Below are 15,991 nucleotides of genomic sequence, written 5' to 3' on the forward strand. Positions count from 1 at the left end.
AGCGCGTATGAGTCTGTTTAATCGTATAAAAGCATCGTTTCGCGCCCTCTTCCCCCGCCGCTATGACTGGCCCGGTATGGATATTACGCTTCCGGGTGGGCAACACCTTCACCTGGTCGGCAGCATCCATATGGGCACGCAGGGGATGTCACCCCTGCCACCCGGTCTGATAAAACGCCTGAAGCGCGCCGACGCGCTGGTCGTCGAGGCGGACATTTCCGGCCACGAGTCGCCGTTTGCCGGGCTTGAAAGCGATCTCCCACTGGCGGAACGTCTGAATGAGGCCCAGCTTGCGGAACTGACGCGCGTCGCGGATGAAACTGGCGTGTCGCTCCCCATGATTGATACCCTGCCGCTGTGGCAAATTGCCATGGTACTGCAGGCCACGCAGGCGCAGCGTCTGGGCCTGCGCGGTGATTACGGCATTGATTACCAGCTGCTGAACGTGGCGCGGGCGCGCCGTGTGCCCATCATCGAGCTGGAAGGGACGGACAGCCAGATTGCGCTCCTGCGCCAGCTTCCTGATGACGGTCTGATGCTGCTGGATGATACCCTCACCCACTGGCACACCAACGCGCGCCTGCTGCAGACCATGATTGGCTGGTGGCTGGATGCACCGCCCGCGGACGGTAAACTGGCGTTACCGTCGACGTTCAGCGAATCGCTGTATGATGTGCTGATGAATGCGCGCAACAAAGCCTGGCGAGAGACGCTGCATGCTTTACCTGCGGGGGAATACGTGGTGGCGGTCGGGGCGCTGCATTTATACGGCGAAGGGAATTTGCCGTCGCTGTTGAAATAAAAAAATGGCCAATATCTCTATTGGCCCGTCAAAGAGGAATTTCATCGTTTTTATTATACCGAAGTGACCTTCGGCTGAGCCGATTGTCGCTCAAAGTGACCATCACTTCCAACACTATTGCGCAAGATGGTGCTATTTTTTAGACAAACGTCAGGCGTATGCTGGCCGCATGAATTGTCTGTCGTAAGAAGGATAGCTATGACTCCCGCCGTTAAATTACTCGAAAAACACAACATTTCTTTCCGGATCCACACCTACGATCACGATCCGAACGAAACCAACTTTGGTGATGAAGTGGTGCGAAAGCTGGGGCTGAACGCTGACCAGGTCTATAAAACGCTGCTGGTCGCGGTGAATGGTGATATGAAGCACCTCGCCGTGGCGGTTACCCCGGTGGCGGGACAGCTGGATCTGAAGAAAGTCGCCAAAGCGCTGGGGGCGAAGAAGGTGGATATGGCCGACCCGATAGTTGCGCAACGCACCACGGGCTATCTGGTGGGTGGGATCAGCCCGCTCGGACAGAAAAAACGCCTGCCGACGCTGATTGATGCGCCTTCCCAGGAGTTTGAAACCATCTTTATATCCGGCGGCAAACGCGGGCTGGATATCGAGCTGGCGGCGGGCGATCTGGCGAAAATGCTGGACGCGAAGTTTGCGGATATTGCGCGCCGGGAGTAAAAGAAAAGCCGGGTGGCGGCTACGCCTTACCCGGCCTACATTTTGACCCGTAGGCCCGGTAAGCGCAGCGCCACCGGGCAAAAAAACAACCCGCTCTACTGCCAGCTCACCTCGCCCTTCGGCTCATACGCGTTCACGTCAATCGGCGAATTCTGCTCGATGTACTGCTTCAGCACTTCCGCATCGATAAAGCCGGTATTTACGTAGCCCGGTTTATTATCGATGTGCGGATAGCCATCGCCGCCGGTGGCGTTAAAGCTTAACGTCGCCAGACGGTAGGTTTTCGCCGGATCGACCGGCTCACCTTTGATTTTCAGATCGTTGAGCTTGCCGTCCTTCGCCACAAAGCTGACGTTGGCAAACTGCGGGTAGGCACCCGAGTCCGGCTTCATCTGCGCCACGGCGGTCAGGTAGTCAACGACCTCTTTCCCGCTCATATCCGCATACACCACCACGTTGCCGAACGGCTGCACTTTCAGGACGTCTTTGTAGGTGATGTTTCCACCTTCGATGGAGTCACGAATGCCGCCGCCGCTCATTACGCCAAAGTCCGCATTCGTGCGCGCCATTTGCGCCGCCAGCACCAGATGGCCCATGTTAGTCTGCACGAAGCGGACTTTGCTGCGGTCCCCTTCCAGACGACCGTTCAGCGTGCCGATTTTCACGTCCAGCTGCGCCTTGCCTTTATTCTGGAACGGCGTCAGCAGGGAGAGCATCTGCTGGTTTTCAGCAATCTCTGGCGTGTAAAGTACCCGCTCGCTTTTCCCGTCCGGGTAGGTTACTTTTTTCTTCAGATTGACCGGAATGAGCTGATAGCGCACCAGCTTCATCTCGCCGTTACGGAACTCAAAATCCGCCCGACCCACGTATTTACCCCACTCGTGCGCCTGTACTATCCAGATACCGTTCTGACGGTCTGGCGCGCATGGCGTGCCCGGCACGTAGTCCACCTGCTTTTTGTTTTCGGAAGCCATACACACCGGATCCTGTGAGTGACCACCCACAATCATCGCCAGCGAGCCTGCCGGCAGGCTGCGCGCCATCTCCACGTCGCCGGGCGCATTGGAGCCGTGCTCGCCGTTATCGTAGTGTCCCATGTGGGTAGTGGCGATAATCACGTCCGGCTTTTCGTTCTGCTGCAGCTCCTGAATCACCAGCTTCGCTTCGTCTGCCGGTTTGCGGAATTCGATATCGGTGAAGAACTCAGGGTTGCCGATTTTTGCCGTATCGTCGGTGGTTAAGCCAATGACCGCGATTTTGAGATCCTGACGCTTAAACAGCGCCCACGGCTTAAACAGACGTTCGCCGGTGCTTTTCTGATAAATATTGGCGGAGAGGAACGGGAATTTGGACCATTTCTCCTGCTGACGCAGCACACTCAGCGGGTTATCAAACTCGTGGTTACCCACGGCCATCGCGTCGTAACCGATTAAATTCATGCCGCGGAAATCGGGTTCAGCGTCCTGTAAATCGGATTCCGGCACGCCGGTGTTGATATCGCCCCCCGACAGCAGCAGCACGCTGCCGCCCTGGGCCGCCACCTCTTTGCGAATGCCGTCCACCAGCGTTTTTTGCGCCGACAGGCCGTATTCGCCGTATTCGCTGCGCCAGAAATGGCCGTGATGATCGTTAGTATGCAGGATAGTGATTTTATAGGTTTTATCTTTTTCATACGCCTGCGCGGGCAGGCTTGTCAGCCCCCATGCGGCGATGAGCGCCAGCGCGACGCCTCGCTTCATTAACTTCATCTTCTCTCTCCCTGACCAATAGACAAAGGCAAAAATTACAGTGACTAACAAGAATAGACAAATAAGTTTTCAGAATTGCGACTTTCTTCAAATGTCACACGCGGGTATGTTAGTCGGATAATAATTACACCCTGCATCTCTAATAACTAAAGACGTGGTACTTCTCTCTATGGCAATCAGTGAATCAACCCAGCCCGTTCCGGGCGCGCCGGCGTCGCCGCCAGCATCGCGCACCTCTTTTAAAGTCTTAGGCGCAATCAGCCTCTCGCACCTGCTCAACGACATGATCCAGTCGTTGATTCTGGCAATCTACCCGCTGCTGCAGTCCGAGTTTTCGTTAACCTTCGTACAGATCGGGATGATCACCCTGACCTTCCAGCTCGCCTCTTCGCTGCTACAGCCGGTGGTGGGCTACTGGACGGATAAATACCCGATGCCGTGGTCGCTGCCGATAGGCATGTGCTTTACCTTAAGCGGGCTGGTGCTGCTGGCCATGGCGGGGAGTTTTGAAACGGTGTTGATTGCCGCGGCGCTGGTGGGCACCGGCTCGTCCGTCTTCCATCCGGAATCCTCCCGCGTGGCGCGTATGGCTTCCGGTGGTCGTCACGGGCTGGCGCAGTCACTCTTCCAGGTTGGGGGCAACTTCGGTAGCTCCCTCGGCCCGCTGCTGGCGGCGGTGATTATCGCCCCGTACGGCAAAGGCAACGTGGCCTGGTTTGTGCTGGCCGCGCTGCTGGCTATTATCGTGCTGGCGCAGATCAGCCGCTGGTATGCCGCTCAGCATCGCGTGAATAAAGGGAAACCTAAAGCGAAGGTTATCAATCCCCTGCCGCGCAATAAGGTTATCCTGGCCGTCTCTGTGCTGCTGGTGCTAATTTTCTCGAAATATTTCTATATGGCGAGCATCAGCAGCTATTACACCTTTTATCTGATGCAAAAATTCGGATTATCGGTTCAGAATGCGCAGTTCCACCTGTTTGCCTTCCTGTTCGCCGTTGCGGCAGGTACGGTCATTGGCGGGCCGGTGGGGGATAAGATTGGCCGTAAATATGTCATTTGGGGCTCTATCCTCGGCGTGGCACCGTTTACCCTTATTTTGCCGTACGCGAGCCTTGAATGGACGGGGATTTTAACCGTGATTATTGGTTTTATCCTCGCTTCCGCCTTTTCCGCCATTCTGGTCTATGCCCAGGAGCTGCTGCCTGGCCGGATCGGTATGGTTTCCGGACTCTTTTTCGGTTTCGCCTTCGGCATGGGAGGGCTTGGCGCAGCGGTGTTAGGGATGGTTGCGGATCACACCAGCATTTTCCTGGTTTATAAAATCTGCGCTTTCCTGCCGCTTCTTGGGATGTTAACCATATTCCTGCCTGATAACCGTCATAAATCCTGAATTACGGGTAGCTAAAGTTTTACTTTGGCTACCTTCCCCCCTTACGCCATAAGGGTTTCCTCTTTATCCCCTCACTGAATTTATCAATATGCGCTTTTTTACGTGCATATTGCCGTTTTATTCAAACTTCAACAATTATTCATAAACATAAGGGTAAAAATTGTCATAAACTATTACCTGGCTTTTTGGTATTCACGCCAAAAATGGAACACCCACCACGAAAGGAGACGGAATGCACCACGCCACACCGCTTATTACCACCATTGTTGGTGGACTTGTGCTCGCTTTTATCCTTGGCATGATTGCCAATAAGCTGCGTATTTCTCCTCTTGTCGGCTATTTGTTAGCGGGTGTACTGGCGGGACCTTTCACGCCAGGCTTCGTGGCGGATACCAAACTGGCGCCTGAGCTGGCAGAACTGGGCGTGATCCTGCTGATGTTTGGCGTCGGTCTGCACTTCTCCCTGAAGGATTTGATGGCGGTAAAGTCGATTGCCATACCAGGAGCGATCGCCCAGATAGGGGTGGCGACGCTGCTGGGGATGGCGCTTTCCGCAGTGCTTGGCTGGTCGCTGATGACCGGCATCGTATTTGGGCTGTGCCTCTCAACCGCCAGTACCGTGGTGCTGCTGCGCGCGCTTGAAGAGAGGCAACTGATAGACAGCCAGCGCGGGCAGATCGCGATCGGCTGGCTGATTGTGGAAGATCTGGTGATGGTGCTGACGCTGGTCCTGCTGCCCGCCGTCGCCGGAATGATGGAAAAAGAGAACATCGGCTTCGCCTCGCTGGCGCTGGACATGAGCATCACCATCGGCAAGGTGGTGGCGTTTATCGCCATCATGATGCTGGTGGGCCGGCGTCTGGTGCCGTGGATCATGTCCCGCAGCGCGGCGACCGGCTCCCGCGAGCTGTTTACCCTCTCCGTGCTGGCGCTGGCGCTGGGTATTGCCTTTGGCGCTGTCGAGCTGTTTGATGTCTCCTTTGCCCTGGGCGCGTTCTTCGCCGGGATGGTGCTGAACGAGTCCGAGCTGAGCCACCGCGCGGCGCACGATACCCTGCCGCTGCGCGACGCCTTCGCCGTGTTGTTCTTTGTCTCCGTCGGCATGCTGTTTGATCCGATGGTTCTGATTCACCAGCCGCTGGCCGTGCTGGGCACGCTGGCGATCATCATCTTTGGTAAGTCGCTCGCCGCCTTCTTCCTGGTGCGGATGTTCGGCCACTCCCCGCGGACGGCTTTGACCATCGCCGCCAGCCTGGCGCAGATTGGTGAGTTCGCCTTTATCCTCGCCGGTCTGGGTATGGCCCTCAACCTGCTGCCGCAGGCCGGGCAAAATCTGGTGCTGGCGGGAGCGATTCTGTCGATTATGCTGAACCCGGTACTGTTTGCCCTGCTGGAAAAATACCTCGATAAAACCGAAACGCTGGAAGAACAAACGCTTGAAGAGGCCATCGAGGAAGAGAAGCAGATCCCGGTAGATATCTGTAACCATGCCCTGCTGGTGGGCTTTGGCCGCGTCGGCAGCCTGCTCGGTGAGAAGCTGATGGCGCAAGGGATCCCGCTGGTGGTGATAGAAACGTCGCGCACCCGCGTCGACGAACTGCGCGAGCGCGGTATTCGCGCGGTGCTGGGCAATGCGGCGAACGAAGAGATCATGGAGCTGGCGCATCTGGACTGTGCCCGCTGGCTATTGCTGACGATTCCGAACGGCTATGAAGCGGGCGAGATTGTGGCCTCCGCGCGCGAAAAGTGCCCAACAATTGAGATTATCGCCCGTGCACACTATGACGACGAGGTGGAGTACATTACCGAGCGCGGTGCAAATCAGGTGGTGATGGGCGAGCGCGAAATTGCGAATACGATGCTGACGCTGCTGGCGAAACCGCCGGCTGAAGAGGCTGTTACGGGGTAATTTGGTGCGGCCTGATGCCCTCACCCTAACCCTCTCCCACAGGGAGAGGGAACAAACACTAAAAACGGCAACCACAGGTTGCCGTTTTGCTTTTACCTGTCCCAATAAGCCTCTTCAAGGCTGTCTTCCCGTTCCGGCAGCCCACGCGTTAAGCGCGGTGAATGCTGGTTCAGCACCTGATAGCTCACGCGGTTGGCATATTTACACACCTGCGCCAGCGACGAATAGGTCAGCCAGCTGAACTTGTGCTTGCTGGAGTTCGGCACGTTGGTTTTGTGGTAGGCGTTAGCGGTAATGTCGTGCAGCAGCGCGGCCAGCGCGCCGTCACCCGCGCCGTTGGTGTTCATGATCTTCTCCGGCCCGCCCATGTAAGGCGCGATGTGGGAGTAGATACGCAGTGGGTTCACGCAATCTTTATGGCGCATGCCGCGGCTGAACTCGTACTGGTTGAACTCGGCAATCGCGCCCGGCAGCAGCGGGTGTTGGGTTTTGCGTTTGCTCTCTTCCTCAGTGAAGCCCGCCATATACAGCCCGACAGGGCCGGCGGTGCAGAGCACCAGGTCCACCCAGTCCAGCGCTTTATCAGACGCCAGTAGCGGATCGCTTTCACCAGTCAGCGCTTCGGCCTCTTCTTCGTTCATCGCCAGAATCGAGACGTGCTCTTTCAGGAACGCCTGCCACCACTCCGGGTTATCGGCAATCACGAATTTCGTGCCCAGGGTTAACACCACCGGCACATCGTACTTTTTGGCGTACTCAATCGCCTTCATGGTCGCTTCCGGCATCGGCTCGCCCGGCTTACAGCGCACCAGGTAGGAGGTCAGAACCAGCGCAGAGGCGCCCGCGATCACCTCTTCGGGAATGCTTTCCGCGCGCAGTTTGTTCATATGACCCGGGCTGATGGCAAAGGTACGTTCGCCGGACTCACCGATCAGCGTAAAGCAACGGCCAATCGGCCCGTCAACGCCCTGGAGATAGTTCAGATCGGTACGGCTGGAGGTGTTGCACAGGTAACGGTAGGCGTAGCCTCCGATTTCGATATTGCTGCACATCACGCCGAGCAGCACCGAGCGGTCGTCTGCCAGCACGGAGTAGTTGTGCATGGTGTTGCCGATGGTGCCGCCGGCAAACTGATGGGTAATCAGGTTTTCGCGCACCAGTTCCTGGTACAGCGCTTCGGCAACGTCGTCCTCAATGACCAGCGAGTGACCGGCGCTCAGACCGTAACGGGCGACAAACGCATCATCGACTTTCGCTTCAATGTCCACCAGCGTCTGATCGATACCGACGACCCACGCCGCGCTGGTTTCATTTTCTGGCTGGATTTGCTGCAGGAGCGGATCGCGGGCATCAACGGGGAAGTAATGTTTAGATTTGCGTTTACCGGGAAATTTCATGGTCTGAACTGTACGAAGAATATGGGCCGGGAATGGTAGCACAAACCCGGCCCGGAGTGCGATCAGCGGCTGTTCGTCACCAGCGAGACCATCATGTCGATATGTTCAGGCGAGTCGTTAAGCGCCGGAATGTACTCATACTTTTCGCCGCCGGCCTCAAGGAAAAACTCCCGGTTTTGCACCGCGATCTCCTCCAGCGTTTCCAGACAGTCTGCCGAAAAGCCCGGCGACATCACCTGAATGTGCTTCACGCCCTTCTCGCCGAGCATTTTAAGGGTTTCATCGGTGTACGGCGTCAGCCACGGCTCGCGGCCAAAGCGCGACTGGAAGGTCATCATCACCTTCTCCGGCGGCAGGCCGAGGGCGGAGACCAGCTCGCGCGTGGTATCGCGGCAGCGCTGCGGGTAATCATCCCCTTCATTGGCGAAACGCTGCGGGATCCCGTGGTAGGAAAGCAGCAGCAGATCCGGCTCGCCGTGTTTTTCAAACGACGCACGGACGCTGTTGGCAAGTGCTTTAATATAAAGCTCGTTATCAGCGTAATCGCGAATAAAGGTCACGCCAGGAATGCGGCGGCGGGTTGCCAGAATGCGGGCCAGCTCGTCCCAGACGGCGGCCACCGTCGAGCAGGAGTACTGCGGGTAAAGCGCCAGCACGACGATATGGTCCACCCCCTGCGCCAGCAGCGAGTCCACCGCGCTTTTCAGGGACGGTTTGCCGTAGCTCATGCCGAGCGCAACGGGCATCTCCGGCAGGCGGGCGGCCAGTGCTTTTTCCTGACGACGGCTGTACACCATCAGCGGCGAGCCCTCTTCCATCCAGACGGACTGATAGAGTTTAGCAACGCGCGGAGAGCGAATCGGCAGAATGACGCCACGCAGCAGCGGCCACCACAGCAGTCTCGGAAAATCCACGACGCGCGTGTCGCTTAAAAATTGTCGCAGATAGCGTTTTACCGCGTCTGGAGTGGGTGCTTCTGGAGTGCCCAGATTGGCAAGCAGGATGCCGGTTTTCGCCTGACTCATTCACGCCTCTTAACCATTTGATAGGTTGTCAATTGTAGCGGAAATGCGTTTAAACGAAACCCATTGCTGTAATAGGTGAGATGAGAATATTTCTCACCCGGGAGCCCGGGTGAGAGGCGCGCAATTAGCCGAGGATTTTTTCCAGCTCTGCACGAACGTCAGCCACGGCTTTGGTGCCGTCAACTTTCGCGTATTTGGTGTTACCCGCCTGCGCTTCTTTGGTGTAGTAGCCGATCAGCGGCGCGGTCATCTGATGGTATTCCACCAGACGTTTACGCACGGTCTCTTCCTGATCGTCTTTGCGGGTGGTCAGCTCTTCGCCGGTCACGTCGTCTTTGCCTTCAACCTTAGGCGGGTTGAATTTGATGTGGTAAACGCGGCCAGAAGCAGCGTGTACGCGACGGCCAACGATACGGTCAACGATCAGCTCGTCCGGTACGTCGAACTCCAGAACGTAGTCCACGTTGATGCCCGCTTCTTTCATGGCGTCAGCCTGAGGAATGGTGCGTGGGAAGCCGTCCAGCAGGAAACCGTTACGGCAGTCTTCCTGAGCAATGCGCTCTTTGACCAGAGCAATAACCAGCTCGTCGGTTACCAGCTTGCCCGCGTCCATAATGTCTTTCGCTTGTTTACCCAGCTCGGAGCCAGATTTAACAGCGGCGCGCAGCATGTCACCGGTGGAGATTTGCGGAATACCGTATTTCTCCATGATGAACTGAGCCTGAGTTCCTTTACCCGCGCCCGGAGCGCCAAGCAGAATAATACGCATTGCGAAAATCCCCTCAAAAGTCGTTTCAATTTTTCAAAAGCGCTAAACAATACCACCAGAATGGGCATCGCTCAAGGAAGGCGGGAAGGCTGAAACGGTTAATGGGGGGAGATTATTTGGGTTAGTGCAGTTGATTCCCCTCACCCTAACCCTCTCCCCAAAGGGGAGAGGGCAGGGTGAGGGGGAGGTGTTTAATTACGCCAGCAGCAGCGCATTCACACGTTTAATGAACAGGTTAGGATCCTCCAGCGTGCCGCGCTCGGCCAGCAGGGACTGATCCAGCAGCAGTTCAACCCACTCGGCAAAGCGGGCGTCGTCCTGGGTATCCGCGGCGCGTTTCACCAGCGGATGATCCGGATTAAGCTCAAAGATATATTTCACTTCCGGCACCGCCTGGCCCGCCGCGGCGAACAGCTTCGCCATCTGGGTGCTCATTTCGTCGGCATCGGTGGTGACAATCGCCGGGGTGTCGGTCAGACGATGCGTGAAGCGCACCTCTTTCACGCGATCGCCCAGCAGGGTTTTCACGCGTTCAACGAACGGCTCCAGCGCCTTCTCGGCTTCTTTCGCGCTTTCGTCCACTTCATCCGCCAGCTTGTCGATGGATTCGTCCGCTTTAGCGACAGACTGGAACGCCTTCCCGTCGAACTCGGTCAGGTAGTTCATCATCCACTCGTCGATGCGGTCAGAAAGCAGCAGCACTTCGATGCCTTTCTTACGCAGCAGCTCCAGGTGCGGGCTGCTCTTCGCCGCCGCGTAGCTGTCGGCGGTGATGTAGTAAATCTTCTCCTGCCCTTCTTTCATACGGGAGATGTACTCTTCCAGCGACACGGTCTGCGCGGAGGAGTCGGTGTGCGTAGAGGCAAAGCGCAGCAGTTTGGCGATGGTTTCAACGTTCGCCATGTCTTCAGCCGGGCCTTCTTTCAGCACCAGGCCGAACTGTTTCCAGAAGGTCTGGTATTTTTCGGCATCGTCTTTCGCCAGTTTTTCCAGCATCTGCAGTGCACGTTTGGTCAGGGCGTTGCGCAGGTTACGGGTGACGGTGCTGTCCTGCAGAATTTCACGCGAAACGTTCAGCGGCAGATCGTTGGAATCTATCAGACCGCGTACAAAGCGCAGGTAGTTCGGCATGAACTGCTCGGCGTCGTCCATAATGAACACGCGCTGCACGTACAGCTTCAAGCCGTGCTTGTGATCGCGGTTCCACATGTCCCACGGCGCCTGCGCCGGGATGTACAGCAGGCTGGTGTACTCCTGCTTACCTTCCACACGGTTGTGGCTCCAGGTCAGCGGGTCGGTAAAGTCGTGGGCGATGTGCTTGTAGAACTCGTTGTATTCGTCGTCTTTAATTTCCGACTTGTTGCGCGTCCACAGCGCCTGAGCCTTGTTGATCTTCTCCCAGGAGACCACGGTTTCACCGTCTTTCTCTTCCTGTTTTTCAATCTCCACCGGCAGGGCGATGTGATCGGAATACTTGCTAATGATGGAGCGCACGCGCCAGTCGTTCAGGAAATCGTCTTCGCCTTCGCGCAGGTGCAGGGTGATTTCAGTCCCGCGATCCGCTTTGGTGATGTCATCAACGGTGTACTCGCCTTCCCCTTTGGATTCCCACAGCACGCCGTTCTCGGCGCTGTCGCCCGCCGCACGGGTGCGCACGGTAACTTTGTCGGCCACAATGAACGCCGAGTAGAAACCGACGCCGAACTGGCCGATCAGCTGGCTGTCTTTCGCCTGGTCAGAGCCCATGGACTCGAGGAACGCTTTGGTGCCGGATTTGGCGATGGTTCCGAGGTGGTCGATCACCTCGTCGCGGTTCATCCCGATGCCGTTATCGGCGATGGTCAGGGTGCGGTTCTCTTTGTTGAAAGAGACGCGCACGCGCAGCTCGCCGTCGCCTTCGTACAGATCCGGGTTGGACAGCGCGCGGAAGCGCAGCTTGTCCGCCGCATCGGAGGCGTTGGAAATCAGCTCACGCAGGAAAATTTCTTTGTTGGAATACAGGGAATGGATCATCAGGTGCAGAAGCTGTTTTACTTCTGACTGGAAACCACGGGTTTCTTGTCCTTTCATCTAAGTCGACCTCAACAATGCCATTTAATGGGGTTTTAAAACGTTGAGGGAGAGATGGGGATAAGGGGAGAAATTTTCAAGCGGAGGCCGCGCGCGCAGCCTCCGTTTGGTCAGAAAATAATCTTGTGGCGTCCGGCCAGCGAGTGCGACAGCGTGGTGCCATCGACCATCTCCAGCTCGCCGCCCACCGGCACGCCGTGGGCGATGCGGCTGGCATCAACGCCGTACTGCGCGCACAGCTCGGCGATGTAGTTGGCGGTTGCCTCCCCTTCCACCGTTGGGTTGGTGGCGAGGATCACCTCTTTGATCGTTTCGGACTCAAGACGCTGTTCAAGGCGGTCAAGACCGATATCATCCGGGCCAATGCCGTCGAGCGGGGAGAGATGCCCCATCAGCACGAAGTAGCGGCCGGAAAACTGCCCGGTTTGTTCGATGGCGTAGATGTCCGCCGGACTCTCCACCACGCAAATCTGACCGTTTTCCTGACGACGCGGGTTCGTACAGATGTTACACACGTCCTGCTCGGTAAAGGTGCGGCAATCCGCACAGTGACCAATTTCTGACATGGCGCGGGTCAAAGCCTGCGCCAGGCGCATCCCGCCGCTGCGGTCGCGCTGCAATAGCGTAAACGCCATGCGCTGCGCCGACTTCGGGCCAACGCCCGGCAGGCAGCGCAGCGCTTCCATTAACTGCGTGAGCAGCGGACTGGTTTGCATCAGAATGGCATCTTGAAGCCAGGCGGCAGCTGCATACCGCTGGAAACAGAGGCCATTTTCTCTTTCTGAGTTTCGTCGATACGGCGAGCGGCATCGTTAAACGCGGCTGCAACCAGATCTTCCAGCATCTCTTTGTCGTCTTCGAGCAGGCTCGGGTCGATTTCCACGCGACGGCAGTTGTGCGCACCGTTGATGGTCACCTTGACCAGACCGGCACCGGATTCACCCGTGACTTCCAGCTGAGCGATCTCTTCCTGCATCTTCTGCATTTTTTCCTGCATCTGCTGAGCCTGCTTCATCAGGCCACCCAGACCGCCTTTTCCACCAAACATAGGCTTCTCTCTTCTTTCACGTTTAAGGATTACAACCGTAAGTCAGACTCACGATCAAATGGGGCGAATACTCTCTTCATCCAGATCGGCGTCGAAGAACCGGCGCAGGGTCTGAATGTTGTTATCCGCAATTATCGCCTCGCGCGCCTGCGCGAGCTTCTCTTCATAAATGGCCTGGCGCCATTCGAGCGGCGTTTTCACTGCCGGATTATCATCTTCAATGATAGTCAATTCAACCGGTGAGCCCTGTAAAGCAGCAAGCGCCTCGGCCAGCGCCTTTTGCGCGCCAGGGGAATTGAGGTGCCGCTGGCCCGGACGCAGGTGCAGACGCACCTGATTGCCGTCCTGCTCTTTCCAGGCGTTCAGCGCGACCTGCTCCACCAGCTTCGGCAGCTGGAGTTTGCTGACCTCGGCGGCCCAGGCGTCCCGCGCGATAGACTCTTCGGCAAGCTTCGCGGAAAGCTCCGGCGTTTTCTCATGCTCCAGCGCCTTTTTCAGCGCTTTTGGCGTGGCGACCTCTTCCTTCACCGTTTCAGTAATGGTGGTTGCCTTCCAGCGGTAAGCCTCTTCTTTCACCGGGGCTTTCTGCTCGAGCGCGGACGGTGCCGGACGCGACTGTACGCGCTCCGTTACCGAGGCCAGTCGTTCAAGCGCGGCGTTGTTGACCGGCCGCGCTCTTCCTGGCGCTGCCGGTTCACTCTTTTTTGGTTTGGTTACTCCCTGCGCACGCTGTAGCTGGCTGCGTGCGGCAAGCACCGAACTGGTGGCATCCGACAGCGGCACGTTTTGCTGCGGCGGCGGTGTCGGCTGCGGTGGCACCTGCTGCGGCGACATCACCGCCGTAGGGGCGACCGGGGCGAAAGACTGCCGCGGCACTTCAGGCTCCGGCAACGGCATACGCGGGTGGAACGCCAGCGCGCGCAGCAGCGTCATTTCAACGCCCATACGTGGATCAGGCGCGAACGGCAGCTCTTTGCGGCCAATCAGCAGAGTCTGGTAATACAGCTGTACGTCGGCAGGCGGCACGGTGCGGGCAAGTTCACGCATCCGCTGTTCAATGGCGGCCATGTCCGCACCGATGGCGGACGGAGAGAGCTGCAGCATCGCTACGCGGTGCAGCAGGCTAAGCATCTCGACCAGCAGCGCTTCCCATTCAATGCCCCGCCCCGCGGCGGCGTTGACCAGCGACATCACACGCTCACCGTTGGCGGCGATCATCGCTTCGATAAGCGACAGAGCCTGATCGTCATCCAGCGTGCCGAGCATGGTGCTGACCGCCTCGGTGGAGAGCTTACCGTCACCGCTGGCAATGGCCTGGTCGGTCAGGCTCAGCGCATCACGGAGGCTGCCGTCCGCCGCGCGGGCCAGCAGCTGCAGGGCGCGCGGTTCGTGGACAATATTCTCTTCATCGAGAATGTGCTCAAGCTGCGCGCGGATCTGCTCAACGTCCAGCGCCTTCAGATGGAACTGCAGGCAGCGCGACAGGATGGTGACCGGCAGCTTTTGCGGATCGGTGGTCGCCAGCAGGAACTTCACGTGCGCGGGCGGCTCTTCCAGCGTTTTCAGCAGGGCGTTAAAACTGTGGCGCGACAGCATGTGCACTTCATCGATCAGGTAGACCTTGAAGCGGCCACGCGCCGGGGCGTACTGCACGTTGTCGAGCAGATCGCGGGTATCTTCCACTTTGGTGCGCGAGGCGGCGTCAATCTCGATCAGATCGACAAAACGCCCCTGCTCGATCTCCCGGCAGTTATCGCACACGCCGCAAGGGGTGGCGGTGATCCCGGTTTCGCAGTTGAGACCTTTCGCCAGCAAACGGGCAATAGAGGTCTTACCGACGCCGCGGGTGCCGGAAAAAAGATAGGCGTGATGGATGCGACCTAGCGACAAGCCGTTCGCCAGGGCCGTCAGCACATGTTCCTGACCGACAACGTCAGCAAAGGTTTGTGGTCGCCATTTACGGGCTAACACCTGATAACTCATGGGCAGGCTCTGCAACGCTGGAAGGTGAATTTATGGAGGGGAATGCTACCACAACCTCACCCATTGAGCGAGGTTGTGAAAACCGGGATTAGTGACCCGGGAAAGGCACCAGGCTGTAGCTGGTAATGCCCTGTTTTTCCAGGCGCTGTTCACCGCCGAGATCGAACAGATTGATGATGAATGCCGCGTCGGTCACTTCTCCACCCAGACGGCGGATCAACTTCACGGTGGCTTCAATGGTGCCGCCGGTTGCCAGCAGATCGTCCACCACCAGCACTTTGTCGCCTGGCTTGATGGCATCAACGTGGATTTCCAGCTGATCGGTGCCGTACTCCAGCTCGTAGCTCTCCGCGATGGTTTCACGCGGCAGCTTGCGCGGCTTACGCACCGGCACAAAACCCACGCCCATCGCCAGCGCAACCGGTGCGCCAAACAGGAAGCCACGGGCTTCGGTACCTACTACTTTGGTGATCCCGGCGTTTTTATAACGCTCGACCAGCAGTTCAATGCTGAGCGCGTACGCTTTCGGGTCTTCCAGCAAGCTGGTGACATCACGGAAAAGAATGCCAGGCTTTGGATAGTCCTGGATGCTTTTGATGCTGTTTTTCAGATATTCAAGCTGCTGTGCAGTTGCGGTCATCGGTTTGTGCCTAAATGAAACAGTGTTACTCACGGCGCGCAACGAGTCGGCAAAGGTAACAATTGTTTAACCTTTAACCAGGCGCGCCTGTGCTCGAAAACGGTCGAATTTACTGGCTGTACGCAATAATTGCAACAGCCATTATGAGGCTTCAGTGCTTTTGTTGCTTTGCATCAACCACGGGGATCCGCCACATGAAGATCAGCAGGCAGGTCAGAATGAACAGCAGCAGGATCCGCACCCACATCATTTTCACCAGCCAGAGTGAGATTGCGAAGGTAATGAGGATCACCGCGATCGCGCGAGGCTTGGCGCCGGGCGGCATGGCCCGGTGTTTTTGCCAGTGGCGCAGGTAACCGCCAAACCACGAGCGGTAGAGCAACCAGTGGTGAAAACGCGGCGACGACCGGGCGAAGCACCAGGCCGCCAGCAGGATGAACGGCGTGGTAGGCAGCAAGGGCAAAACCACGCCCAGCGTGCCCAGCACTACCGCGAGCCAGCCAATGATGATTAAAATAGTACGCTGCATAAT

14 protein-coding genes and 1 other annotated feature are annotated in these 15,991 nt (G+C 57.5%); of the genes, 4 read left to right on the forward strand and 10 right to left on the reverse strand.

Features of this window, described 5'->3' with window-relative positions; translation table 11 throughout:
* The first annotated feature begins 7 nt into the window (after window positions 1–7).
* Together AB8818_RS08895 and ybaK are read left to right on the forward strand one after the other, a co-directional pair.
* Window positions 8–802: a TraB/GumN family protein gene (locus AB8818_RS08895; RefSeq protein ID WP_192983380.1), complete on the forward strand. Its 795-nt coding sequence runs from the start codon at window positions 8–10 to the stop codon at window positions 800–802.
* 198 nt (window positions 803–1,000) lie between these two features.
* Window positions 1,001–1,480: a Cys-tRNA(Pro)/Cys-tRNA(Cys) deacylase YbaK gene (gene ybaK / locus AB8818_RS08900; RefSeq protein ID WP_163331038.1), complete on the forward strand. Its 480-nt coding sequence runs from the start codon at window positions 1,001–1,003 to the stop codon at window positions 1,478–1,480.
* A gap of 95 nt (window positions 1,481–1,575) precedes the next feature.
* Here ybaK and ushA read toward each other — a convergent pair whose 3' ends face one another.
* A complete protein-coding gene (ushA, locus tag AB8818_RS08905) occupies window positions 1,576–3,228 on the reverse strand; it encodes a bifunctional UDP-sugar hydrolase/5'-nucleotidase UshA (RefSeq protein ID WP_116341542.1) in 1,653 nt (550 codons plus the stop codon).
* Between the two features lie 169 nt (window positions 3,229–3,397).
* Between ushA and AB8818_RS08910 the strand changes: the two genes are divergently transcribed.
* Both AB8818_RS08910 and ybaL read left to right on the forward strand, forming a co-directional pair.
* Complete coding sequence (locus AB8818_RS08910; RefSeq protein WP_163330446.1) at window positions 3,398–4,618, forward strand: MFS transporter; 1,221 nt, start codon at window positions 3,398–3,400, stop codon at window positions 4,616–4,618.
* Window positions 4,619–4,850: 232 nt separating this feature from the next.
* Entirely contained in the window at window positions 4,851–6,527 is a 1,677-nt protein-coding gene (gene ybaL / locus AB8818_RS08915; protein ID WP_192983382.1) for a YbaL family putative K(+) efflux transporter, read from the forward strand.
* 92 nt (window positions 6,528–6,619) lie between these two features.
* Here the strand turns inward: ybaL and AB8818_RS08920 are convergent, their stop codons facing one another.
* The 9 genes from AB8818_RS08920 to AB8818_RS08960 form a co-directional block, all read right to left on the reverse strand.
* Window positions 6,620–7,924, reverse strand: a complete 1,305-nt coding sequence (locus AB8818_RS08920; RefSeq protein ID WP_116341548.1) for an inosine/guanosine kinase — start codon at window positions 7,922–7,924, stop codon at window positions 6,620–6,622.
* Window positions 7,925–7,986: 62 nt separating this feature from the next.
* On the reverse strand, window positions 7,987–8,949 hold the full coding sequence (gene hemH, locus AB8818_RS08925; protein ID WP_192983385.1) for a ferrochelatase: 963 nt from the start codon (window positions 8,947–8,949) through the stop codon (window positions 7,987–7,989).
* 124 nt (window positions 8,950–9,073) lie between these two features.
* Window positions 9,074–9,718, reverse strand: coding sequence for an adenylate kinase (adk, locus tag AB8818_RS08930; RefSeq protein WP_006809841.1), 645 nt, complete (start codon window positions 9,716–9,718; stop codon window positions 9,074–9,076).
* Between the two features lie 195 nt (window positions 9,719–9,913).
* Entirely contained in the window at window positions 9,914–11,788 is a 1,875-nt protein-coding gene (gene htpG / locus AB8818_RS08935) for a molecular chaperone HtpG (protein WP_116341552.1), read from the reverse strand.
* Window positions 11,789–11,898: 110 nt separating this feature from the next.
* A complete protein-coding gene (recR, locus tag AB8818_RS08940) occupies window positions 11,899–12,504 on the reverse strand; it encodes a recombination mediator RecR (protein WP_006809843.1) in 606 nt (201 codons plus the stop codon).
* A complete protein-coding gene (locus tag AB8818_RS08945; RefSeq protein WP_003858972.1) occupies window positions 12,504–12,836 on the reverse strand; it encodes a YbaB/EbfC family nucleoid-associated protein in 333 nt (110 codons plus the stop codon). The genes recR and AB8818_RS08945 overlap by 1 nt, the downstream gene beginning before the upstream one ends.
* A gap of 54 nt (window positions 12,837–12,890) precedes the next feature.
* Window positions 12,891–14,819, reverse strand: coding sequence for a DNA polymerase III subunit gamma/tau (dnaX, locus tag AB8818_RS08950; RefSeq protein ID WP_192983388.1), 1,929 nt, complete (start codon window positions 14,817–14,819; stop codon window positions 12,891–12,893).
* Window positions 13,497–13,561 (reverse strand) — a sequence feature (DnaX frameshifting element). Its footprint overlaps the gene before it by 65 nt.
* 88 nt (window positions 14,820–14,907) lie before the next feature.
* Window positions 14,908–15,459, reverse strand: a complete 552-nt coding sequence (apt, locus tag AB8818_RS08955) for an adenine phosphoribosyltransferase (RefSeq protein WP_000127359.1) — start codon at window positions 15,457–15,459, stop codon at window positions 14,908–14,910.
* Window positions 15,460–15,610: 151 nt separating this feature from the next.
* Window positions 15,611–15,988 carry a DUF454 family protein gene (locus AB8818_RS08960; protein WP_192983391.1) on the reverse strand — a complete coding sequence of 126 codons (378 nt, stop codon included), beginning with the start codon at window positions 15,986–15,988 and terminating at the stop codon, window positions 15,611–15,613.
* Window positions 15,989–15,991 lie beyond the last annotated feature (3 nt).

Origin of the sequence: Enterobacter sp. KB-280D8 (genome assembly GCF_041399405.1) — a bacterium.
GTDB lineage: Bacteria > Pseudomonadota > Gammaproteobacteria > Enterobacterales > Enterobacteriaceae > Enterobacter > Enterobacter cloacae_N.

Excerpts from the sequence above, each read along its gene's own strand:
- AB8818_RS08960 (WP_192983391.1), bottom strand. The coding sequence starts at position 15,988 with ATGCAGCGTACTATTTTAATCATCATTGGCTGGCTCGCGGTAGTGCTG.
- AB8818_RS08910 (WP_163330446.1), top strand. The coding sequence starts at position 3,398 with ATGGCAATCAGTGAATCAACCCAGCCCGTTCCGGGCGCGCCGGCGTCG.
- ybaK (WP_163331038.1), top strand. The coding sequence starts at position 1,001 with ATGACTCCCGCCGTTAAATTACTCGAAAAACACAACATTTCTTTCCGG.
- AB8818_RS08945 (WP_003858972.1), bottom strand. The coding sequence starts at position 12,836 with ATGTTTGGTGGAAAAGGCGGTCTGGGTGGCCTGATGAAGCAGGCTCAG.
- AB8818_RS08920 (WP_116341548.1), bottom strand. The coding sequence starts at position 7,924 with ATGAAATTTCCCGGTAAACGCAAATCTAAACATTACTTCCCCGTTGAT.
- AB8818_RS08895 (WP_192983380.1), top strand. The coding sequence starts at position 8 with ATGAGTCTGTTTAATCGTATAAAAGCATCGTTTCGCGCCCTCTTCCCC.
- ushA (WP_116341542.1), bottom strand. The coding sequence starts at position 3,228 with ATGAAGTTAATGAAGCGAGGCGTCGCGCTGGCGCTCATCGCCGCATGG.
- adk (WP_006809841.1), bottom strand. The coding sequence starts at position 9,718 with ATGCGTATTATTCTGCTTGGCGCTCCGGGCGCGGGTAAAGGAACTCAG.
- htpG (WP_116341552.1), bottom strand. The coding sequence starts at position 11,788 with ATGAAAGGACAAGAAACCCGTGGTTTCCAGTCAGAAGTAAAACAGCTT.
- dnaX (WP_192983388.1), bottom strand. The coding sequence starts at position 14,819 with ATGAGTTATCAGGTGTTAGCCCGTAAATGGCGACCACAAACCTTTGCT.
- ybaL (WP_192983382.1), top strand. The coding sequence starts at position 4,851 with ATGCACCACGCCACACCGCTTATTACCACCATTGTTGGTGGACTTGTG.
- recR (WP_006809843.1), bottom strand. The coding sequence starts at position 12,504 with ATGCAAACCAGTCCGCTGCTCACGCAGTTAATGGAAGCGCTGCGCTGC.
- hemH (WP_192983385.1), bottom strand. The coding sequence starts at position 8,949 with ATGAGTCAGGCGAAAACCGGCATCCTGCTTGCCAATCTGGGCACTCCA.
- apt (WP_000127359.1), bottom strand. The coding sequence starts at position 15,459 with ATGACCGCAACTGCACAGCAGCTTGAATATCTGAAAAACAGCATCAAA.